This window comes from Aerosakkonema sp. BLCC-F183, from assembly GCF_041929145.1.
Classification (GTDB): Bacteria; Cyanobacteriota; Cyanobacteriia; order Cyanobacteriales; family Aerosakkonemataceae; genus Aerosakkonema.
Genome location: NZ_JBHFNU010000112.1, coordinates 1 through 21320, shown reverse-complemented (window position 1 = coordinate 21320; position 21320 = coordinate 1). Strand labels below are relative to the sequence as shown.

The window sequence follows — 21320 nt, the reverse complement described above, 5'->3', positions numbered from 1 at the left end:
ATTTTCCCCGATATCCCTGCATCAATTTTGCCCCACTTACCTCTAAATCAAAGGGGCTAAATATATGCTTACTCTCAAAAAATTCTTCCTGGCTGCTACTACATTAATTGCACTAGAAACAGCCACCATCTCCCCTGCTTTGGCGCTGACTTTTAATTTCCACTTCACCGATCCAGTTCCTCCCGGCCTATTGTCCGGCATTCAACGTGGCAGTTTAACAGTTGCTGACAGCATCGATAATGTTAACTTTGGCTATCAAGGTGGCTCCGGTTCTTCTTCGGGAATAAATGTGGGAGGCATAACTGGGATGAGTAGCCAATTCGCTGTTGAGCGAACTATTGGTTGGCGGTTCTTTGCAAGCGATACCTGGAATTTTGGTTCTTTCTCTACTGGTGTTTCGTGGCAGTTGAGTATTTCATGTTCTTTGAACTTGACGAATTGTAGTGGCTCACCTGGGTCATTTTACGCAAAATCCTACAGTTCGGTTTCTCCTTTATACACCGGTGGCATTGTGGTAGATAATTTTTCCTTACCCAAACCTCCGATTTCGTCTGTTCCCGAACCTGGGGGTACAATTCCATTGTTACTGCTAGGTGCTGCGTTCTTAACTAAGAAACTAACAGGAAAAATAATAGCAATGACTTGATTTAGGTAAATAGTGGGTAGGTTATTGTGGAAGAGATTGTGATGCCAGAAAGTCTATGGTCTTTCCTCCCGATCCGCCTGCGTCTGGTGCATCTGCCTCTGGTAAGGAAAACCCATCTCTGGAGGCGGGTTTAGCAGCGCTCAAGCAAGGAAATTACAATGATGCGATCGCTCACTTAGAAGCTGTCTGCCAAATCGAACTGAATCAAAATGCAATTTATAAGGCTCAGATGGGTTTAGTTGTAGCCTACGAACGTAGTGGCAACGTTGTCAGAGCGATCGCCCTGTGTAAAACTCTGAGTAAGAGTTCCAGCCGTCCCGTGAAAGAATGGGCCGATCGCACCCAGGCCGATTTTGTAAAGCGCTACCCAAAACAAGGTACAGCAAGGCAGGAAGGCAGCAGGGAAGACAATCAGATTTCCCAGTCAAAAGACACTGGGTTTGTGCCTTTTGACCCCACAGCACAAGTGTCTTCGAGCAGACCGAAGATGCCTGTGAGTCCGCCTTCTTCATCTTTAAAGGATCGAAATTCTTCTTTATCTTCTCCATCTTCTCCCTCAAAGCAGGGGAGCAAAGAAAATAACGATAAAATTTTACCGCAAAAGTTTGATTCTGCGTCATCACCTGGGTTTGTTCCCCTGGATAGTGCAACTAAACCAAGCAGAGCCGCAGAGCAGCAGAGCGTCAGAAGAGCAGCAGAGCGTCAGAAAAGTACAGACACAGAGGAAAACGCCGCCAGTCGCCAATCTTCAGATCCTGGGGAAAAAAAAGCAGAAAAGAGCTTACCCTATCAACCTGAATGGAAACAAGCCGGAAGGGCGCAAAAGTGGCAACGCTTACCAGTAAAGACAGGTTTTCAGTTTGACTTGTCGCAGCTTTGGGGAGTGCAGGCAGTAACTGCGATCGTCCTGCTGATTTCGACGTTTTGGGCGATCGATTCCATACTCAAATTCGCGGTTAAAACTCTGAGAGATCTTTTAATTAAACTGCGAATTATCTATATAGGCGAGGATTACTATAACGACCCTATGCGTTTAGTTCCCATTGCCAGCGCGATCGCACTGATAGCCCTGATTGCCGCATCTCCCTGGTTAATGGATGGATTGCTCAAAGCATACCACAACCTCAAACCTTTACCGACGACAACGTTGAGCGAACGCAGTCCGGAAGCAGTCAGAGTGCTGCAACGTTTTACCCGCGAACAGCGCTTACCTTCTCCTACCTTATTTGTTTTACCAAATTCTGCACCCTTAGCACTTACCTACGGGAATCTGCGCCGTACTGCTCGCATTGCAGTCACTCAAGGATTGTTAGATCGATTGGCAGATGATGAAATTGCTACTGTTTATGCCGAACAGTTGGGGCATATCGTTTACTGGGATTTCGCGCTGATGTCTTTGGGCGTTTTGGTTGCCCAGGTGCCTTACACTTTTTACTGGAGAGCGAGCCAGTTGGGAGATTTGTCACCAAACTCCTTTTTGCGGTTGATTGCCGGAACGATCGGCGCATTGAGTTACGGTATATATTGGCTATTTCGTTGGCCGCTTTTGTGGTTATCCAGAGCGAGGATTTACTATAGCGATCGCATCTCCTGCGAAGTTACGGGTAATCCGAACGGCCTCACCCGCGCTATTTTGAAAATGGCGATCGGTATTGCCAAAGATATCGAGCAACAGGGACAAACTAGCAATCTGCTGGAAAGTTTCGAGCTGTTGACGACGGTGGGATATCGACAGGCGATGAGTTTGGGCAGCCTCTACGCCCATACTCCCCTAGAACCGATGCTGGCGTGGGATTGCGTCAATCCTCATCGTCGCTGGTTAGCTATTAATAATTCTCATCCCCCAATGGGAGAGCGTTTGCAAATTTTAGCTCGCTACGCGAATTACTGGAAATTAGAAACCGAACTTAACCTAAGTTACCAATCTTCTGTTAGCCGTCAAAATTCAAAATTTTTCTGCCAAGCTTTGCCTTATTTAGGCGTTTTTCTGGGTTTAGCCTTGGGAGGGATATTCTGGTCGATCGGCGGAATTAGCAACTTGATGAGATTTCGACCGCTAGATTGGATGTGGGGAGATCGCTCTATTCTCTACGGTTGTCTGCTCATAGGTATAAGTATGGGCATCTTGTTGCGGATCGATTCTTTCTTTCCGGATATTAAACCTTTGTCCGTAAAAAATGAAGCTCTGTTGCCAGACTTGCTAGCCAATCCCGCTGCTTTACCTGTGGATAGTGAGCCGATACGCCTAGAAGGGAAATTGTTAGGGCGTCCCGGTGTTAGTAACTGGCTTTGTCAAGATCTCATTCTGCAAACAGGTACTGGTTTAGTCAAATTACACTTTTTTTCTTGGTTTGGGCCCATAGGCAATATTTTACCGCGATCGCCTCGTCCCAGCGATTTAGTCAACCGACCGATCTCAGCAACAGGTTGGTTTCGTCGGGGTGTCACGCCCTGGATCGATCTTGACAGCCTGAGAACTCAAGGCGGTAAAAGCAGCCAAAGCGCTCACCCTCTCTGGTCTACGATTTTAGCGATCGCGGCTGCTCTTTGGGGCGCTTACATTATCTTCAAAGGCGGCGCATAGGGCTAGTGCCATTTGCCCCATCCCTGATGCCGACATCTATGTAAAGAAAAATTGCGATTTTTTTCTGAATATGTTACATTTCTTTACAGGAATTCCTTGGTATTAGACAAGGCAACAGACAGATTTCTGAAACAGCCAGTCTGTGAAAAAGAAATCCCAAAAGCTTTTGTAGCGATGGGTAACAGGCGATCGTAGTTCTGCCAGTAGGTGAAAAAGCGACAGACTGAGGTTCGGGGATGCTTGTCCGTAGAATCGGATACTACCAGGATTTCCTCCTCCCAACACAGCAAGTTTAACCAGCCGCAGCCATAGGCTGGTTTTTGTTTGCTATTGTGTAAAGATCGATAATCATGTCGTACAATCTGTAGCGGAGCCTATGGTAAAAACAAAAATCCTGGGGGAGGATTACTCCACCTGTGACAGATATAGGCTGAAGCTGAAATCTATCTTGAGAAATGGTTCCATGCCTTATAGCGTGATACCTTAAAGAATGGCGTCAACTTTTCAGGCAAGCAAGATACAAGAGAAGAAGAAAACACCTGAGTTTCACTGGCATAAATGAAGGTCGATTGGGAAGCAATTTTAAGTCCGCCGCTAGAACCATTAGATTTTAGCGGTGAGATAAAAGATGTATTCAAGCTGTTTGAGGAAGCTCTAAGCCTGCTCAAACGGCGATTTTACTATGAGTAATCCTCGTGGTAAGCTATCTTCATATTGAATGGCTGAAACTTAGGTGCGGGATCTTGGGCATCGAGTATTAAGTAGCGTTTTTTCATGCGATGAGCTGTGTGGTGGCAATTGGTTAGAGGGACAGAACAATTAGTTTGTTTAGGAGTTCGTCAATCCACTTTCTCCTCAGCTAATATGCAGGGAGCGCCCTTGCAAGCAAGTTTTTTTTGAATTAAAGTCTGGAGGATCTTCTATGTCCGTTCGTCTATATGTAGGCAATCTGCCTAAAGAAGAAATCGATCGCCAAGAGCTGCAAGCGGTTTTTGCCGAGGCTGGGGATTCGATTTCCACCAAGGTGATTAAAGACCGCAAAACAGGTAAATGCCGTGGTTTCGGTTTTGTTACCGTGCAGACAGATGAACAAGCCGATCAATTCATTGAAAAGTTCAACGGTTACGTTTTCAAAGAAAGTGCCTTAAAAATTGAAAAGGCATTGCCTCGGTCTAAAGGTCAAACTGAGGAGGAAGCACCACCGCCGCCAGTTGCTAAATCGGCACCTAGCAGCAGTGCTGCTCCCAGTGAAAAGAGCCGTCGAAACAAGAAGAAGAACCGTGGTGGCAGTAGCGGTAGCAGCAGCACAACATCGACTAGCTCGGAAGCAGTGCAACCAGATCCCCGTTGGGCACAGGAGCTAGAAAAGCTAAAGCAGATGTTAGCGGCTCAAACAACAAATCCTTGAACAAATCTTTGATTTTCTCCCGACCCCCTAAAGGGGGAGGGATTGTGGAGATAGTTCTAGGGTTTTGCTGGTTAGACGAGCAAGTAGAAGCTGGAAGTTTCCTCCAAACTGCTACTGGGTGCAATGTTTTTCGGAAAATTTTCCTTGTTAGCGACGATTTCACAAAAGTCGATTAGAGAAGCGGACTTTTTGTCTGCGATCGCAATTCAGGTAGAGGTAGATAACTATCTACCTCTACCTATTGTTTTCCAATATTTGGGTATTTATCGGCGAGCTTTTTTGTGTAAAGTGAGTTTAAATTTATAGCTGTTTTGAGTTGACAAAAGTTTGCTGTGCCATTGAAATATGCGCTTGTCCACGAGTGGTTAACGCCTAAAGCAACTGGAGGTTCGGAACTGGTTGTTAGGGAAATATTGCGGCACATAGATGCCGATCTTTACGCGCTGATCGATTTTGAGTCGATCGATCCGGAGAGCTATTTATTCAAGCGCTCTATCGGTACGACATTTTTGCAAAGGTTTCCCAGCGCTCGTAACGGGGTTCAAAAGTACCTACCTTTCTTGCCGATAGCGATCGAACAGCTGGATTTACGAGAGTACGATATTATCCTATCCTCGTCCCACACTGTTGCTAAAGCAGTGATCGCAAGGCCACAACAGTTGCACATCTGTTATTGCCACGCTCCCATGCGTTTCGCTTGGGACTTGACTTTTGACTATCTTAGTAGTAGTAAGATGGGAAAAGGCGTTCAGGGGGTACTGACGCGGTATTTGCTGCATCGCTTGCGGCAGTGGGATGTGCTAACTGCCAATCGCGTCGATTACTTTATTGCTAATTCCAAACATACAGCCAGTCGGATTTGGCGCTGCTATCGCCGCCGTTCGGAAGTAATTTATCCGCCAGTCAATATTGAGCGATTTCCTTTTCAGGAAAAGAAAGAAGATTTTTATCTGACAGTTTCGCGGCTGGTGAGTTATAAAAAAGTCTCTTTAATTATCAAGGCTTTCAACCAGCTAGGACGGCCCCTGGTAGTGATCGGTACTGGGCCGGAACTGAAACAACTTCGCCAATTAGCAGGCGACAACGTACAGGTGCTGGGACCGCAGCCCAATGCTGTGGTCGAGAAATACATGGCCCAGGCGAAAGCGTTTGTGTATGCTGCCTGCGAGGATTTTGGTATTGCTTTGGTAGAAGCGCAAGCCTGCGGGACGCCAGTGATTGCCTTTGGTGCAGGTGGTGCGCTGGAAACGGTGCGAGATATTCGGGAATACCCAGATACAGGTACGGGCTTATTTTTCTGGGAACAATCGGAACTAGCTTTAGCGGAAGCAGTCAAGATTTTTGAAGCGCATCAGGGAAATTTTAATCCGGAGCGGGCGCTGGAGCAAGCGGCTGGGTTTGCGCCTACGATCTTTGCAGAGCGGTATTTGGCGTTTGTCGATCGCTCCTATTTGAGATTTAAATCTCGAAATCAGTCTCTTTTTTGAGTTGGCGGGGCTAGGGGGGAGCCGAAGAATTAATATTTTCCTTTTTCCCCCTTTCGCCCAATCCCGACACCCGACGCCCTTTGTGCTTGTGACTTCTCCTCTGTTCTACTCGTAAAGTCTCTTCAGGCTTTATGATGTGGACTGTGTGTGGTGTGAAGTAGTGTAAGGAGTAAAATGACTGCCGAAAGCCCGTTCATCTCCGGCAAACTGTTTCGGGGGTTAAAAAAGCGTGGTTTGCAGCCGCTCGAACTTACAGGCAGACTTAAGGGTCTGCCTCTTGAGCATCTAAAAGGAGACTTTGCCAAGCGGCTGTTCGATATTGCATTTTCCTTATTAGTTTTGATCCTGTTTTCCCCGATATACCTGCTGTTAGCCTTACTGATTGCGATCGGTTCCCCCGGGCCGATTTTTTACGTGCAAACGCGCATTGGGAAAAACTACAAGCCTTTTGGCTGTATTAAATTCCGAACTATGGTCACCAATGCGGATGAAATCCTGCGGGAGATGATGGCGACTTCTCCTGAGTTGCAGCAAGAATTCCAGGACAATTTCAAGCTCAAAAATGACCCTCGGATTACCTGGATCGGTCGATTTTTGCGGGTTACCAGCCTCGATGAATTTCCCCAGTTTTGGAACGTCTTAAAGGGAGATATGAGCGTTGTTGGCCCTCGTCCGTTAGTTGCGGAGGAACTATTTATGTACGGTCGCCATATTGATAGGATTTTGACAATTCGCCCTGGAATCACGGGGTTGTGGCAAGTTTCCGGACGAAATGATATTCCCTACGAAAAGCGCGTCAAAATTGATGTTTACTATGTCAATTTTCGCAATTTCTGGCTGGATTTGTGGGTGATTATCAAAACCGTAGGGGTAGTGATTTTTCCTACGAATAACGGAGCTTATTAAGCTTGAATCGCAGCGCTTAAACATAAGCAGGACTTACGTATTCATAAACGGCATTCAGTTAGGAGTACAAATAAAAAAGTTATGGTTTTGATGCTAAAATTTTAAGATGTTCAAAGTTTTGAAATCAAAAATCATAACTTTTAGATTCCCGGTGTATATAAGTACGTAAGTCCGGCTACTGTTAAAAAAGTTTAACAAAAATACAGTAGCTGAGAATTCTTTGCAAAAACTACATAGCTTCTTGATACTTAGCGGACGTGTTTAAGTTAACGTAGGAAAGGATTGAGATAGTGCCACTGGCTCGCCTGCATCAAGAAGCGATTAGCTGTAAGCATAACGCCAACTGCGATCGCGTAGCGTGCCATTTGGCATAAACCAAACCTCAAATGTAAATGTTTCTGCCTGTGGAAGACAGGCAACTACCTCAAATTCAAAGATTGCTGAGGAATTCGGAAGATGACACAAAGAAAACGAGCGCTACTCACTGGCATTACAGGTCAAGATGGATCTTATTTGAGTGAGTTTTTGCTCGAACAAGGTTATGAGGTTCATGGGATTATCCGGCGGACTTCCACCTTCAACACAGACCGGATCGATCATATATATGTAGACCCGCACAATCCGACAGCGCGGTTGTTTCTCCATTACGGCGATTTAACTGATGGGGTGACGTTGCGTCGGATTCTTGAGGAAGTTAAACCAGTAGAAATTTATAACCTGGGGGCGCAATCTCACGTGCGGGTTAGCTTTGACTCGCCGGAGTATACGGTAGACACGGTGGCAATGGGCACGCTGCGCCTGCTGGAGGCGATTCGCGATTACCAACATCGCACGGGGATTGAGGTGCGTTTCTATCAGGCTGGTTCTTCTGAGATGTTTGGTAAGGTGCAGGAGGTGCCGCAGAAGGAGACGACGCCGTTTTATCCCCGCAGTCCTTATGCTTGCGCTAAACTTTACGGTCACTGGCAAACAGTGAATTATCGGGAATCTTACGGACTATTTGCTTGTAACGGTATATTATTTAACCACGAAAGCCCTCGCAGAGGCGAAACGTTTGTAACGCGGAAGATTACGCGGGCGGTTGCTAGAATTGTAGCTGGCAAGCAGAAAAAAATCTATTTGGGTAATCTGGATTCTAAGCGGGATTGGGGTTATGCTAAGGATTATGTAAGAGCGATGTGGCTGATGCTACAACAAGAACAGCCAGATGACTACGTGATTGCTACGGGTGAAACTTACTCGATTCGGGAATTTTTGGATTTAGCTTTTGGTTATGTCAATTTGGATTGGCATGATTGCGTGGAATTTGATGAACGTTATCTACGCCCAGCTGAGGTAGATTTACTAATTGGCGACCCATCTAAGGCCAAAGAAAAGTTAGGCTGGAAACCTTCAGTGACATTTCCAGAGTTAGTTGGTTTGATGGTAGAAGCAGATTTGCAGAGATTGGGACTGACTTTACCAGATGGTAAGGGAGCGAAATTTGCGCCTGACATTGCTACTATCCGTCAAGATGCAGCTACGGTAATGGATTAAGAAAGTACAGCCCCGACAGATGAGGATGGAGATATGGCATTGGATTTAAAAGATAAAAGAATTTTGGTCACTGGCGGGGCTGGTTTCTTGGGCCGCCAGGTGGTAAAACAGTTGTGCGATGCTGGAGCCGATCGCGATAAGATTACGATACCGCGATCGCGGGAATTCGATTTGCGATCGATGGATGTTTGCCAAAAACTTTCCCAAAATCAAGATGTCATCGTTCACTTGGCGGCGCACGTTGGTGGGATTGGTTTAAATCGGGAAAAACCGGGGGAGTTGTTCTACGATAATTTGATGATGGGCGTGCAATTAATTCACGCTGCTTATCAAGCTGGGGTGGAAAAATTTGTTTGCGTTGGTACTATCTGCGCTTATCCGAAATTTACTCCAGTTCCCTTTAAAGAAGATGACCTTTGGAATGGTTATCCCGAAGAAACTAACGCGCCTTATGGTGTGGCGAAAAAAGCTTTATTGGTGCAACTGCAATCTTATCGGCAACAGTACGGATTTAATGGTGTTTATCTGTTACCCGTGAATTTGTACGGCCCAGAGGATAATTTTGACCCGCGCAGTTCCCACGTAATTCCGGCGTTAATTCGCAAAGTTCACGAAGCACAAGTCCGGGGAGATAAACACTTACCAGTTTGGGGTGATGGTAGTCCGAGTCGCGAGTTTCTCTATGTAGATGATGCAGCACGAGGAATTGCGATGGCTACTGTATCTTACGATGAGGCTGACCCGGTGAATTTGGGAACTAATTATGAGATTACTATCAAAGATTTGGTGGAGTTAATCTGCGATTTAATGGAATTTCAGGGCGAAATTGTCTGGGAAACGGATAAGCCAAACGGTCAACCTCGGCGGTGTTTGGATACGGAACGCGCTAAGGAGAAGTTTGGTTTTGTGGCGCAGGTTGAGTTTAAGGAAGGGCTGAAGAATACGATTGATTGGTATCGTCAGCACGCTGATTAATTAGGTATGTAGTTGCGCTTTAGCGCTCTTTTGGGGCCTAAGCGCAACTACGTACAGAGAAAATTTTGGCGATCGCACTTGACATTTTTCTCTGATGGTAGTATTATGTAGGTGTGGCAGAATCTGCGCTCAGGTAAACCCCTTCACACAATTGTCGATATCGCAAAGGTACGGTACATTGTTGCGCTTCAGCCCTCTTTTCATGCGGTGTCGCAACAACATACAAAGAGAAGATTTTTGGCGATCGCTCTTGAAATTTTTCTCTGATGGTAGTATTATGTAGGTGTGGCAGAATCTGCGCTCAAGTAGACCCCTGCTGAGAATTGTAGATATGGCTAAGAAACGGGGTTTTTTTAAGAGTGATAAGCTATCGAACATTTAGAATATCCTCAATATTCTTTTCACCTTCAATTGTGAGGATTGGAACCCAACCTACAGAATCGATGTGATTCTACTATCGTTCTATCCAATTAGGTTTGCTCTCTTTCTTTTATTTTTATCTCAAAAGTCTCTTATAAAGCATCTTTGCTAGCCGATTCCCAGCAGGAAATACATAAAGTAATTTGATTGTCTCCTAGACGTTTCATATCTTCAGGTGAGAATTCCATATTACACTGTTCATCATATTCGTAATACATCCATACGGAGATATCATCTTTCTGAACTCCAACCAAAAAAAGTTGCTGATATTTGCCTTCTAGAAGGTTTAAAAATATATCTATAAAATCTACTGGAGGATCTAAAGCTTCTTCAACTAATATTTGCTCCCAATAAGAATTGTTAGAGTTGTTATCAACACCCAAAATTTCACTGATTAATTTTATTTTTTCTTTTTCACAATCAATTCTCAAAATATACGTATACCTCACGATGTGGCTCCTAGTTTTATTTTTACTTATTTACTCATCAGGTAAATCGGGGACATCAGATGTGTCATATCCACCAGGTATGTCATCAGTTTCTCTTACAAACTTAGTCATTTAAAAGTCTTCAGGAGCAGACCACTCAAAATCTTTATCTGTAAGATTACTTAAATCCCTACCAGAAGATTTTATTGAGTTTATAAAGTTGTTTATAGAATTTTCTAATGCCTCATCAACTGATTCTCCTTGGCCTCCAACCCATTCAGGGGAGCCATCTTTGAAATTTTTTATTGCAACATTCACACGTCCTGAATAATTACCATAATTATCTTGGGTGATTTTTACTCTGAACTGGCAGTTTGGCATATATGCACTACACCTGACATAAAACTCAGCCACCACTTTTTCAATACCTTGAATATGTGGTATCCTAATTTCGTTCCAACTCATAATTTAATAACTTTAAACAGTTAATCAGAACCAATAGATACAATGCGACCAAGGTGCTAAATCAATATAGCATCCGTTCTTAACATAGCAAATATATAGATAAGCCTATTGACAGGCTTTATTTTTTTATGATATACTAATTTTGATGAGGAAGAACTATTGTTTAATAGTTAATTTTACTTATATTTCCATTATTTAAATGATACACCAAAAAAGGGAAGGAAGTAAAGAGGCGATCGCACAACAATCAGGTATTAGCGAAGCGGAAATTATTCGCCAAGCGATCGATCTACATATCAGTTCTATACCAGTTTCCCAAACAAATATTGCTGTATAGGAAGCAGAGAAAGAGTTTATCAACAGCATCAAAAACCGCAATTCCTTACCGGGAAGACGAGACTGGCGGCGGGAAGACCTCTATGAACAAAAAAGAGCGATCGCTCTCTATCTTGATGATAAGATAAAAGGGTATGATGTTTGAGTAAGATAAAACCAGAATACCAGTGGCAAAGAAAGTTACGATAACTCTGGATGATGAAATCCTAGACTTTATCGATCGCCAAGCAGCTGCTTCGGGAAACAAAGCAAACCGCAGCGGCTACGTTAATGGGGTATTAGCAGCACACCGTCGGGCTGTGATGGAAGCAGAAATGATTGCCGCACTCAAACAAGATGCTGAAGATCCCGAATATCTAGCTGAGATTGCAGCTTGGGATTGTGTCGTTGGGGATGGGATTGATTAATGCCACAAGGTAATTTAACTTATAAACGTGGCGAAATTCGTTGGGTGAAACTTGACCCCACAGTGGGTGCAGAAGCACAAAAAACCCGTTCTTGCTTAATTGTCCAAAATGACATTATGAATCAATATGGTTTGCTAACCATTGTGATGCCATTTCGCCCAGGAAGCAAGCAAGCGCCTTATGTTGTGAATGTAAAAGCAACGCCAACTAACGGTTTAGATCGCGATCGTTATATTGATGTCGGACAAATTCGAGTGCTCGATAACAGTAGGATTCTGGGTTTAGTAGGTGTTTTAGAAGAAGAATACTGGGAATCTATTCGTTTAGCGATGAATGTGGTGCTAGGTTTCTAAATGGAAAAAGTAGAATTAAGACGATCGCTCATTAAACAACGCCAATCTATGTTAACAGAACTATGGAGAGAAAAGAGCGATCGCATTTCCAACCACCTCCAATCTTCCCCTCTCTTTACCCAAGCAAAAACAATTCTCGCTTATTTCAGTTTTCGACAAGAACCAGACCTCAGTATTTTATTTGCCGATAACCGCAAATGGGGATTTCCTCGTTGTGTGGGCAATGAGCTTTCCTGGCATAGCTGGAAACCCGGACAACCGCTGCAAAAAGGTGCTTTTGGAATTTTTGAACCTCACCCGGATTTACCAACTTTAAACGCCAATGAGGTAGATTTGATTCTGGTTCCTTCGGTTGCTTGCGATGTGCGGGGGTATCGACTGGGATATGGCGGCGGTTATTACGATCGCCTGCTGAGTTCCCCGGAGTGGTCGTCAAAGCCTACAATTGGGATCGTGTTTGAATTTGCTTATGTGCCACAGTTACCGATTGAAGGATGGGACATTCAGTTAAATGGTGTTTGTACGGAAGTTGGTTTGAGGATGTTGCGATGAAGTTTTTAACTGTCAGGTTGATTTTTTCTGAACCCCGCGCAACGGACTATTGTCCGTTGCGCTCCAAGCACGTACCGATGTAGGCTTGGAAAGTGATTTACTTACTAAAATACAATTACTATAATCTCATGTCTCATTACACAATGCAAGAGGTTTTACAAACATTTACACTTTTTTTTGATGGCCAAAGATTCGATTAACAGAAATTTATTGGCAGAGGAATTAAATAAGTATTATTAATATAATGCGATGGCCAATTCAAAACAGATGAAGAAGATGGAAAAACGAGAAGGAAAAGCCAAAAGCCGAGGGCGGTCTAGGTGGCAATTGGTTTGGATGTATGGGGGATTGAGTGCGATCGCATTTCTGATGTTGTTTCCGCTACTGTGGTTGATCGGTACCGCCTTCAAATCGCCGGGGGAAAACATCTTTCAATTTCCGCCCCAGTTATGGCCAAGTCAGCCCACATTCGAGAACTTTGTGCAAGTTTGGCAGACCAATCCGTTCGGGCAGTATTTATTTAACAGCACCCTCATAGCAGTACTAACAGTTGGATTAAATTTGCTGTTCTGTTCCCTCGCCGCTTACCCACTCGCACGGCTAAACTTTCGGGGAAAAGAAGCGATTTTTACAGGTATTGTTTCCACCATCATGATTCCGTTCCAAATCGTGATGATACCCTTGTATGTATTGACAGTGCAGCTAGGTTTGCGAAATACCTATTTAGGGATAATTTTTCCATCTTTAGCCTCAGCTTTTGGCATTTTCCTGCTGCGGCAAGCATTTCAAGGAGTGCCAAAAGAAATAGAAGAAGCAGCGAGGATGGATGGCTGCTCGGAAGTGGGAATTTGGTGGTTTGTGATGCTTCCCGCCATTCGTCCCGCACTGGTGACGTTAGCAATTTTTGTATTTATCGGGTCTTGGAGCGACTTTTTGTGGCCATTAATAGCAGTCGATCGCCCGGAATATTATACCTTACCTGTAGGAGTAGCGATGTTAGCGAGTACCTTCTCATTAGATTGGCGTGCGATCGCAGCCGGTTCCGTTATTTCCATTGCGCCAATATTATTTTTCTTTCTATTCATGCAGCGATACATTGTACCAACTGATGCAGGTAGCGGCGTCAAAGGATAAGCGATATTTCAAATTCGAGATTTCAGATTTAAAATTTTAAATTTCAAATCTGAAATCTGAAATTTACCGAAAAAAAGAGGTGTAAAACCTCTCCTTTTAATGGAAATCATCAAAAAAATTTGACGAATTTCAATCTCCCCTCTTTCAAAGCCGAGCCAATCCAAAATCCAAAATCCAAAATCCAAAATCGGGTGACCTACAGTCCTGTATTTTCCCCAATACGGTGTGCCTTAATCAAATTAGTAACTCCAGAGAGAGGCAAAGGCAAACCAGCAGTAATTACAACGATATCTCCCACAGAAACAAACCCATTTTCAACCGCTGCTTTCTCCATTGCGGCAATCATTTCATCAGTGTTATCACCCACCTCTAACCGCAAAGATTGCACGCCCCAATAAAGAGCCATTTGCCGCTGTACGTGTTCTTCTCGCGTAATCGCAATTACCGGAATTGACTGGCGATATTTAGACAGAAGTCGAGCAGTAAAACCATGCTCAGTAAAACAAATAATGGCTTTTGCTTTAATATGTTCTGCCAGCTGACAAGCAGCATGAGCAACAGAGTTAGCGATCCCGTGTTCTCTCACTGTCTCGATGTATTGAGGAGAAGAAATTAAATTTGCTTCCACCGTTTCAGCGATGCGAGCCATCGTCCTTACCGCTTCCACTGGGTAAGCGCCCACCGCCGTTTCTCCGGAAAGCATGATAGCGTCGGTGCCATCAAAAATGGCGTTAGCAACATCAGAAACTTCTGCTCTAGTGGGGGTCGGATTTTGAATCATCGACTCCAACATTTGGGTAGCCGTAATGACCGGCTTGAGATGTCGGCGGCAACTTTGAATCATTGATTTTTGAATTAAGGGAACTTGCTCTAAAGGAAGTTCAACACCCAAATCTCCCCGCGCTACCATAAGAGCATCAGCGGCATCGACAATGCTTTCCAGATCTTCTACTGCTTCGTGACGTTCGATTTTGGCAATGACTTGAGTCATTTTTTCTTTACGTCGCACCGATCCTCTCACTTCTTTAATATCGGCATCTTCCCTCACAAAAGAGAGGGCGACATAATCTATATCTTGGGATAATCCAAATGTTAAGTCATCAATATCTTTTTCAGTGAGTGCGGGGGTAGAAATAGATGAATAAGAAAGGTTAATTCCCTTGTGACTTTTGAGGGAGCCACCTTGAATAACTGTGCCGTAAATTTCATTTTTTGTAACTCGGTCTACTTTAATGCGGATCAATCCGTCGTTAATCAGGATAGATTCCCCTTCTCTGACATCTGAGGAGAGGTCTTTGTAGGTAGAACTAAACCGCTCGGCTGTACCGAGAACGGTAGTCATAGTTATACAAGTTTTCTCGCCCGGACGCAGAATTACACCTTCTTCCATGTCTCCGACGCGGATTTTTGGGCCTTGTAAATCCTGAAGGATAGCGATCGGTCGGTTGAGTTCTGCGGCAACTTCTCGGATTAAATGAATGTTTTTTTGGTGAGTTTCGTGGTCTCCGTGGGAAAAATTTAACCGCGCTATATCCATGCCAGCTTCTACCATTGCTTTGATGGTTTCGTAATCGGAACTGGCAGGGCCAAGGGTGCAGATAATTTTGGTATTACGCATGATAATTTTGAGGATTTTAGATTTTATATTAGACCGAAATTCCTGGTTTGGTTTTGGCATCGTCTAATGAAAATCTAAAATTGCTGCGTAAATGAAATTCACGTGTTCAAAATCTAAAATTAAAGCTTGGATTGGTGAGGGTTGATAGCAGCTTTGGGATAAGCAATGCGTTTGTGATGAAACTGTTGCCATACTTGCACAAAGATTTCAGCAATTTGGGGCATTTCTTCTCGCTTCAGTCCTGAATCTACGAGTTGATTATCTTGCCAGCGAGCTTTGAGTATTTTATTCACGGTTCCCAAAGCGTCTTCATAGCTGGCATCTTTGAGACTGCGTAAAGCCGCTTCGCAGGCGTCTGCGAGCATAACGATACCTGTTTCTCGCGATTGCGGAATTGGGCCATCATAGCGAAAATCAAATTCCGATACGAGTTGTTTCGATTCTTGCTCGGCTTTGTGGTAGAAATAGGCAATCAAAATCCTGCCCTGGTGTTCTGGGATAAAAGCTTGTATTGCTTTGGGCAAGCGACAGCGACGCGCCATCACCAGACCTTCGCTGACGTGCTTTTTGATGATTTCCGCACTCTTCCAAGGGTCGTCGATTTCGTCGTGCTTGTTTGGGCCTCCCATTTGATTTTCGATAAATCCCTGGGGGTCGTGCAGTTTGCCGATATCGTGATACAGAGTGCCGGTGCGGACTAGCTCGACATTACAACCCAAAGCTTTGGCGGCGGCTTCTGCGAGGGTAGCGACAAACAGGGTGTGCTGAAAAGTGCCTGGGGCTTCTTCGGCCAAACGCTTGAGGAGAGGTCTGTTTGGATTGGCAAGTTCTGCCAGACGAATGGGAGTTACCAGGTCGAAGAGGTGTTCCAGGTAGGGACTCAGCCCCAATGCGACAACGCTCCAGGCCAAACCGGTGAGACTGTACAGAGCGGCGTCTGCGAGTACGCTGTACCAGACGGAACCGATCGCAGCGCTGACCATGAGATTGAGAATAAGGTAGACTGCTCCTTCAGTTAAGCCTACCGCGACACCTAAGAGAGCGAGTTCTTCACGCGATCGCAATCTTCCAGCTATTAAGCTACCCAGTATGCCACCAGCAGCGCTGGCGAGGAGATGCTCCCAGCCAATTTCCATGCTGATGGGCAGGCCCAGAGAGATCAGCCCTACAGCACTTGCGCCCAAAACGGAACCGTAAAAGCTGCCCACCAATAAGCCAATTGCCGGCAAGCTGGTATAAGGTATCCCCAAGCTTACCAACAACGGCGCACTGAGAGTGAGAAGTAGTATTAAAATCTGGTCTCGGCGGCGCAGTCCGGGGTGAAATCGCCTTTCCACAAGCCAAAAAACGCTGACGGCTCCGCTGACGACGACGCCACACCCGATCAAACCCTGCCAGTTAATACCCCGGCGGCTCAAGCCAAAATAATCGAGCCGCACAAAATTGGCTTGGGTAATTTTTTCGCCTGCTTGAACAATTACTTCTCCTTTCCGCACGAGGATGATTTCCGGTTTTACCTGTCGTGCGGCTTGTTCTGCTTGCTGCCTTGTTTGTTCGGGATCTTCCTTTAAATTCGGCTGCAAAGCTGCCATAAGGATCTTGGTTGCCAGAGGTTGTGCCGCAGGCGGTATCTCGATTTTTACCTGCATACTTACCGCTCGCTCCAACACCGGGGTGGGTAAGCCGGGGTGAATGCCTTGGGTGAGAATGCGCTCTGCTACTTGGCGCAGACCGCGTTGCATTTTTTGCCAAGCTGCATCTGACAGTTGTAATGCAGAGGTATCTTGTGCAGTTTGATTTTCCCAGGTCGGCTTGTTTGCGAAAACAGCCACGGCTTGGGCATAAAGCTGACGAACGAGTGAAATTTTCTCAACGAGCGCGGATAATTCTGCGGAGGAGGTAGAGCGTCCATAGGCTTGCAGTTCCGTGACCGCTCGTTGCTGAATTGGTGAGAGAGAAGCAGAGGGTAAGGGTGGCAAGCTCAGGCGCTCTTGAGATTTTGGCAGCTTCTGGCCGTTCGCGGCGGAGAGCACCATCCGCCATTCCCACTCCTGGCAGTCGCGCAAGTAAAGTTGGGTGCCAAGGGATAGAACAGAGGTTTTGGCAAAGGGAAATGGCCCTGGAAGTTGTCTTGCGGTGTCGATCTGGTCGATCGCTTTTTGCAGATTATGGTAAATCTCTTCGTTGACAGCCGCATCGATCTTTAAGAGGGGCACCAAACCTCGGCGAGCTGCTTTTCGTTTTGCTTCCGTGGTTTTGATATCTTCGACGCTGGCGTCAAAAGGTGCCCTAATTGTTGTGGGAGCGATCGTGTCAACATCGAGTTTTGGCTGGTTGTAGAAGCGATAGCCCAAACTGGTGGTGAGGGACACTACTGCCACAATTAATGCTATGGGGGGGCGATGAGATTTATAACGACGACAATTGGCCCCTAACGAATACTGAGTGGGCAGCGATCGGATTGAAGAGATACTGGTTGCTAACAGCGAACCGGATAATTGTTTTCGCAAAAGACTTCCTACAAATCGGCGATTACCTATGCTTTCTGGAGGCGTTATCTGCTGGGGAGAAGATTGCTCCTTGCTTGAGAGCCGATCGGAGCGCACGCTAAGGTCGAGGCTGGAGGAAAGCGATAGATCTGGATCTGGCTGCGGGCATCTGGCTGCGGCACGGGGACGGGATCGCGTCCGCACAAAGGTTTTCGCGGCACCGTTTGCCAATCTGCCCTGTCCTGGGGACAAGCTTAGCACTGATGCACTGCTACGGACGTAGATACCGCAGGCTTGGCGGCATCGCAGATATCGGTCGAACGCAACTCGCCGCCATTGCTTGAGCTGCTGTGTCAACGAGGTCAGCGTTTTCATGTAGGAGCGGCTGTGACACCCTGAATTTGGTAGCTCGTTTCTCAATAGGGTGATCTTAGGCGTTATTATAAAGGTTTGCTAACAAAACTGGGCTCTACCACTGGGGGGATCGCAAGTGGCAGGGGTTTTACATAGCGATCGGGATCGTTTTTGCCAGCGCCTTGCACTTCATACACCCAGTTCGGTCACCAATGCCTTTATTCAACTGTGGCCAACACAATAGAGATTTGTTGAGCAACCAAAACCTAATTTAGCAGAATAAATGGGAGCCTGAAAGGGACATTAAGGTAAGGACACTAATGCAGCCCGGTTTGAATGAGAAGTCACTGGATTTCACGAGCTTTAGATGTCATATGAAACCGGGTTTCGACGCTTGTGGTACGTCAGTCCCAAAATGGTTCTTTGACCTCAAGTAAGCACATCTAGAGATACTCTCGCAAGAAATCAAAGGGATTGTCTTCCCAGCAGGGTTCTGGCCATAAGAGGAGCAGGTATTTGCTGATATCTGTTTCGATTTCGTCGCTATCTTCGCGATCGAACAGTGCTGCCAGAGCTTTCGTGTCTCCCTCTCTCAAAGACGTCAAAGACGGGGTGCAGCCATCCAGCGTTGCAGATGATTCTGTGCTGAGTGTGGCGGAAGCTTCGTTTTCTATCTGGTTGACCCGTTGCCAACGGGATGTTCTGGCAGGTTTAGAAGTTGTCACCTTGCGGCTAAAACGGATTAACTCTGCCAGATCTGAGGCACCCTCGTCACTGGATGTGCTGATAAACATTTTTATTTAAACGACTCAATCCCATTTACAGGAATGAGCCCTTCGCCCTAAAACTTCATTTTTCTGGGAAAGTACGTGAAGTTTGGGCACCCTGATGCTGTTGACTGACTTAGGACTTACGCAGAACATCTAAATTTAGTGTCAATTCATGAATTGACACTACTAAATATAGTGTTTTTGCAAACTGGCTGCGTAAGTCCCGTGATTGTGAAGTTTTATGTTGGTCGCAGGCTCATCGGTTTGCTTGGACATTCAGTGTTCTCAATATACATCTACCAGTAGAGAGATGCACGGATTTAAAGTAATTTTTCAGATGTTGGCAACTGTCGAGCTTTAGAACTGGTCTGTTTCTGGTGCTGGCCCAGCAGTTCCGGGTTGATTGAAGAAGCGGTTCTTATCAGTGTCGGTTTGATAGAGGCAGTCAATTTTAGGGGAATTTTCCAAATTATTCGTGAAACCAAAGGTGTTCATGCGATTTTTACACTCGCGCACTTGCTCTCCGTTTATCAATTTTCTGCTCTCCAGAATTGCCCAGTTATTGCTTCGCAGGACGCATCCAGGTTCCATACGCGGCTGAGTTACGTATACGGTGAAGGGATTTAACGTCACAAAGGTACGGGTTTCTGTCACTATGGCGCTAGCTCCATACTGAGCGCAAATATCAGGGTTAGGCGCGGTGCGGTCAATCACTTCGCGGGATGCCACGTTTGCTGTACTTAAATTGGCATTCGTGGTAAAAGCAATGCCAACCCCCACTCCCAAGATGAAGACGCCGCTGAGTATTGCGAGGGAGGTATAATTGAAAGCTCCAGATTTGGAGGAGACGGAACTGGATTTACGTTTCATGGTTGCTTTAGCGGTGTTTCAGGTGTGACGAGGAGTTACGGTTGCCAGCTGCAACCAAAAATTCCGATAACTGCGGACATTTCCAGTATGCCGCTAATTTTCCGAGGCTAGTGCCGTTAGGTGAAAGTCAAAAGTCAAAAGTTAAAAGTCAAAAAGGAGAGAGAAGAGAAGATGGAAACAGGAAAAATATTAATTCTCTGACTCGCCCATCCCCCGCTCCATCAGCTCTCCCGCTCTCTGTTCCCCCTAGCCCGCAGTCAATATACAAACGGGAGGCAGATAAGTTAGATCGTGTCCGTTGGTATCGTTATTGTATAAGTAATTCATGGGAGAATAGTCTTGAGCTTCGGATAACGATGGGATGGGACACGTTCTTAGTAATTGAATAATAATGAATAGTTATCCACTGGTTAGCATCTGTATACCTCTATATAATGGCGCTGAATTTATTCCGTCACTGATAACCTGTCTCCAGCAAACTACTTATCCTAATATAGAGATTATTATTTCTGATGATGACTCAAAAGATGAAGGGTTAAGGTTGTTGCGTGTGGCAGAACTACCGAATACTCATATTTTCACTCATACCAGATATGGTTTAGTACCTAACTGGAACTATTGTATCGAGCAAGCCAAAGGCAAATATATTAAATTCTTATTTCAAGATGATACTCTGACAGCAGACTGTATTGCAAAAATGGTGCAAATTGCCGAACAAGATGAAGAAATTGGTTTGGTTTTTAGCACTCGCCAACTAATTTACGAACAGCCAGTCGATCTAAAATTTTTGACCGGAATGCAGGACTTACACAAACATTGGTCAAAAATTCAGCCAGTCCAATCTGGTTTGATTTTTTGGCAAGATAATAATTTTTTTAAACCTCCATACAACAAGGTTGGCGAACCGAGTAATGTCTTGATAAGGCGGGAAGTATTTGAGCGAGTTGGCTTGTTCGATGCCAATTTTAAACAACTGGCTGACTTGGAGATGTGGTTGCGAATTATGGCCTATTATAAAATAGGGTTTATTGACGAAAGGCTAGCTGCGTTTCGCATTCATCCCAATCAAGCAACCAGCCAAAATCTTGACTCCAATAGAATTGATACTTTGTTTGAGATATATAAAGTATGGCTAAAAATTATTTTTAACAAAACTTATCAATCACTGCCCAGCAAATTACGCAAAAAAATGAGAAGGGTGCTAGTCAAAATTCTTTTAATTAAAGGTCTCAAAAGCATCATATTATTGAGATGGGAACAAGGTCGAAAAGTCACGGCGCTGCTAAAAGAAGTTCTCGGCGGGAAACCAGAACCGTCTGGGAAAGAATTCTCAAGCTAGGGATATGGGCTAGTCGATCGCACCTAAAGGTCGGGAATTCAACCGCAGAAATTGCCGATCGCACTCTCCCCAAACAAGACAAATTTTTTTTGTCAACCAAACTACTGGAGTTTAGACTAACCGCGCCCTAAAGCGCGGTTAGTCTAAACTCCTATAAATAAAAGTAAAAAGATAAAAAACAGTCGTACAAGTGTACTAATGACACAGGTACGACTGTTTGGTAGAAGCTTAAAGTTGTACCAC

General features: G+C 45.0%; 22 protein-coding genes. 15 read left to right on the top strand and 7 right to left on the bottom strand.

The annotated features are described in order from the left end of the window. The first annotated feature begins 64 nt into the window (after window positions 1-64). From ACE1CD_RS32895 to ACE1CD_RS32865, 7 genes are all read left to right on the top strand, one after another. Entirely contained in the window at window positions 65-646 is a 582-nt protein-coding gene (locus ACE1CD_RS32895; RefSeq protein ID WP_374799086.1) for a hypothetical protein, read from the top strand. Window positions 647-701: 55 nt separating this feature from the next. Then, a complete protein-coding gene (locus ACE1CD_RS32890; protein ID WP_374827433.1) occupies window positions 702-3230 on the top strand; it encodes a M48 family metalloprotease in 2529 nt (842 codons plus the stop codon). A gap of 558 nt (window positions 3231-3788) precedes the next feature. Then, window positions 3789-3920, top strand: a complete 132-nt coding sequence (locus ACE1CD_RS32885) for a hypothetical protein (RefSeq protein ID WP_374799082.1) — start codon at window positions 3789-3791, stop codon at window positions 3918-3920. A 232-nt stretch (window positions 3921-4152) separates the two neighbouring features. After that, window positions 4153-4638 carry an RNA recognition motif domain-containing protein gene (locus ACE1CD_RS32880; RefSeq protein ID WP_374799080.1) on the top strand — a complete coding sequence of 162 codons (486 nt, stop codon included), beginning with the start codon at window positions 4153-4155 and terminating at the stop codon, window positions 4636-4638. Between the two features lie 144 nt (window positions 4639-4782). Beyond that, complete coding sequence (locus tag ACE1CD_RS32875; RefSeq protein ID WP_374799078.1) at window positions 4783-4944, top strand: hypothetical protein; 162 nt, start codon at window positions 4783-4785, stop codon at window positions 4942-4944. 26 nt (window positions 4945-4970) lie between these two features. Then, entirely contained in the window at window positions 4971-6125 is a 1155-nt protein-coding gene (locus ACE1CD_RS32870; RefSeq protein WP_374799076.1) for a glycosyltransferase, read from the top strand. 174 nt (window positions 6126-6299) lie between these two features. Next, window positions 6300-7031, top strand: coding sequence for a sugar transferase (locus tag ACE1CD_RS32865; protein WP_374827432.1), 732 nt, complete (start codon window positions 6300-6302; stop codon window positions 7029-7031). A gap of 321 nt (window positions 7032-7352) precedes the next feature. Here ACE1CD_RS32865 and ACE1CD_RS32860 read toward each other — a convergent pair whose 3' ends face one another. Beyond that, window positions 7353-7496 carry a hypothetical protein gene (locus ACE1CD_RS32860; RefSeq protein ID WP_374799072.1) on the bottom strand — a complete coding sequence of 48 codons (144 nt, stop codon included), beginning with the start codon at window positions 7494-7496 and terminating at the stop codon, window positions 7353-7355. Between ACE1CD_RS32860 and gmd the strand changes: the two genes are divergently transcribed. Both gmd and ACE1CD_RS32850 read left to right on the top strand, forming a co-directional pair. Further along, window positions 7488-8567: a GDP-mannose 4,6-dehydratase gene (gene gmd / locus ACE1CD_RS32855; RefSeq protein WP_374799070.1), complete on the top strand. Its 1080-nt coding sequence runs from the start codon at window positions 7488-7490 to the stop codon at window positions 8565-8567. The genes ACE1CD_RS32860 and gmd overlap by 9 nt on opposite strands. A 33-nt stretch (window positions 8568-8600) precedes the next feature. Next, the gene (locus tag ACE1CD_RS32850; protein ID WP_374799068.1) at window positions 8601-9542 is read left to right on the top strand and encodes a GDP-L-fucose synthase family protein; all 942 of its coding nucleotides are present in this window, start codon (window positions 8601-8603) and stop codon (window positions 9540-9542) included. Between the two features lie 512 nt (window positions 9543-10054). Here ACE1CD_RS32850 and ACE1CD_RS32845 read toward each other — a convergent pair. Together ACE1CD_RS32845 and ACE1CD_RS32840 are read right to left on the bottom strand one after the other, a co-directional pair. Further along, window positions 10055-10411 carry a hypothetical protein gene (locus ACE1CD_RS32845; RefSeq protein ID WP_374799066.1) on the bottom strand — a complete coding sequence of 119 codons (357 nt, stop codon included), beginning with the start codon at window positions 10409-10411 and terminating at the stop codon, window positions 10055-10057. A 111-nt stretch (window positions 10412-10522) separates the two neighbouring features. Further along, window positions 10523-10855, bottom strand: a complete 333-nt coding sequence (locus ACE1CD_RS32840; protein WP_374799064.1) for a hypothetical protein — start codon at window positions 10853-10855, stop codon at window positions 10523-10525. Window positions 10856-11054: 199 nt separating this feature from the next. Between ACE1CD_RS32840 and ACE1CD_RS32835 the strand changes: the two genes are divergently transcribed. From ACE1CD_RS32835 to ACE1CD_RS32815, 5 genes are all read left to right on the top strand, one after another. Then, a complete protein-coding gene (locus ACE1CD_RS32835) occupies window positions 11055-11192 on the top strand; it encodes a hypothetical protein (protein WP_374799062.1) in 138 nt (45 codons plus the stop codon). 166 nt (window positions 11193-11358) lie between these two features. Further along, on the top strand, window positions 11359-11598 hold the full coding sequence (locus ACE1CD_RS32830; protein WP_374799060.1) for a hypothetical protein: 240 nt from the start codon (window positions 11359-11361) through the stop codon (window positions 11596-11598). Continuing rightward, window positions 11598-11951 (top strand): type II toxin-antitoxin system PemK/MazF family toxin, encoded by a 354-nt coding sequence (locus ACE1CD_RS32825; protein WP_374799058.1) that lies wholly within the window; start codon window positions 11598-11600, stop codon window positions 11949-11951. Before ACE1CD_RS32830 ends, ACE1CD_RS32825 begins: the two co-directional genes overlap by 1 nt. After that, a complete protein-coding gene (locus ACE1CD_RS32820; RefSeq protein ID WP_374799056.1) occupies window positions 11952-12503 on the top strand; it encodes a 5-formyltetrahydrofolate cyclo-ligase in 552 nt (183 codons plus the stop codon). It abuts the gene before it with no gap. Between the two features lie 336 nt (window positions 12504-12839). Further along, entirely contained in the window at window positions 12840-13637 is a 798-nt protein-coding gene (locus ACE1CD_RS32815) for a carbohydrate ABC transporter permease (RefSeq protein WP_374799182.1), read from the top strand. 196 nt (window positions 13638-13833) lie between these two features. Here the strand turns inward: ACE1CD_RS32815 and pyk are convergent, their stop codons facing one another. The 4 genes from pyk to ACE1CD_RS32795 form a co-directional block, all read right to left on the bottom strand. Next, complete coding sequence (pyk, locus tag ACE1CD_RS32810; protein ID WP_374799054.1) at window positions 13834-15255, bottom strand: pyruvate kinase; 1422 nt, start codon at window positions 15253-15255, stop codon at window positions 13834-13836. A gap of 119 nt (window positions 15256-15374) precedes the next feature. Continuing rightward, window positions 15375-18119: an HD family phosphohydrolase gene (locus tag ACE1CD_RS32805; RefSeq protein WP_374799052.1), complete on the bottom strand. Its 2745-nt coding sequence runs from the start codon at window positions 18117-18119 to the stop codon at window positions 15375-15377. Between the two features lie 422 nt (window positions 18120-18541). Further along, the gene (locus tag ACE1CD_RS32800; protein ID WP_374799050.1) at window positions 18542-18892 is read right to left on the bottom strand and encodes a hypothetical protein; all 351 of its coding nucleotides are present in this window, start codon (window positions 18890-18892) and stop codon (window positions 18542-18544) included. Between the two features lie 333 nt (window positions 18893-19225). Next, window positions 19226-19738, bottom strand: coding sequence for a DUF3172 domain-containing protein (locus ACE1CD_RS32795; RefSeq protein ID WP_374799048.1), 513 nt, complete (start codon window positions 19736-19738; stop codon window positions 19226-19228). Between the two features lie 391 nt (window positions 19739-20129). Between ACE1CD_RS32795 and ACE1CD_RS32790 the strand changes: the two genes are divergently transcribed. Next, on the top strand, window positions 20130-21077 hold the full coding sequence (locus ACE1CD_RS32790; RefSeq protein ID WP_374799046.1) for a glycosyltransferase family 2 protein: 948 nt from the start codon (window positions 20130-20132) through the stop codon (window positions 21075-21077). Window positions 21078-21320: the final 243 nt, after the last annotated feature.

Bases quoted from the DNA above. Each gene is read 5' to 3' on its own strand.
- ACE1CD_RS32895 (WP_374799086.1), top strand. From the start codon at position 65: ATGCTTACTCTCAAAAAATTCTTCCTGGCTGCTACTACATTAATTGCA.
- ACE1CD_RS32890 (WP_374827433.1), top strand. From the start codon at position 702: ATGGTCTTTCCTCCCGATCCGCCTGCGTCTGGTGCATCTGCCTCTGGT.
- ACE1CD_RS32885 (WP_374799082.1), top strand. From the start codon at position 3,789: ATGAAGGTCGATTGGGAAGCAATTTTAAGTCCGCCGCTAGAACCATTA.
- ACE1CD_RS32880 (WP_374799080.1), top strand. From the start codon at position 4,153: ATGTCCGTTCGTCTATATGTAGGCAATCTGCCTAAAGAAGAAATCGAT.
- ACE1CD_RS32865 (WP_374827432.1), top strand. From the start codon at position 6,300: ATGACTGCCGAAAGCCCGTTCATCTCCGGCAAACTGTTTCGGGGGTTA.
- gmd (WP_374799070.1), top strand. From the start codon at position 7,488: ATGACACAAAGAAAACGAGCGCTACTCACTGGCATTACAGGTCAAGAT.
- ACE1CD_RS32850 (WP_374799068.1), top strand. From the start codon at position 8,601: ATGGCATTGGATTTAAAAGATAAAAGAATTTTGGTCACTGGCGGGGCT.
- ACE1CD_RS32840 (WP_374799064.1), bottom strand. From the start codon at position 10,855: ATGAGTTGGAACGAAATTAGGATACCACATATTCAAGGTATTGAAAAA.
- ACE1CD_RS32835 (WP_374799062.1), top strand. From the start codon at position 11,055: ATGATACACCAAAAAAGGGAAGGAAGTAAAGAGGCGATCGCACAACAA.
- ACE1CD_RS32825 (WP_374799058.1), top strand. From the start codon at position 11,598: ATGCCACAAGGTAATTTAACTTATAAACGTGGCGAAATTCGTTGGGTG.
- ACE1CD_RS32820 (WP_374799056.1), top strand. From the start codon at position 11,952: ATGGAAAAAGTAGAATTAAGACGATCGCTCATTAAACAACGCCAATCT.
- ACE1CD_RS32815 (WP_374799182.1), top strand. From the start codon at position 12,840: ATGTATGGGGGATTGAGTGCGATCGCATTTCTGATGTTGTTTCCGCTA.
- pyk (WP_374799054.1), bottom strand. From the start codon at position 15,255: ATGCGTAATACCAAAATTATCTGCACCCTTGGCCCTGCCAGTTCCGAT.
- ACE1CD_RS32805 (WP_374799052.1), bottom strand. From the start codon at position 18,119: ATGAAAACGCTGACCTCGTTGACACAGCAGCTCAAGCAATGGCGGCGA.
- ACE1CD_RS32800 (WP_374799050.1), bottom strand. From the start codon at position 18,892: ATGTTTATCAGCACATCCAGTGACGAGGGTGCCTCAGATCTGGCAGAG.
- ACE1CD_RS32795 (WP_374799048.1), bottom strand. From the start codon at position 19,738: ATGAAACGTAAATCCAGTTCCGTCTCCTCCAAATCTGGAGCTTTCAAT.
- ACE1CD_RS32790 (WP_374799046.1), top strand. From the start codon at position 20,130: ATGAATAGTTATCCACTGGTTAGCATCTGTATACCTCTATATAATGGC.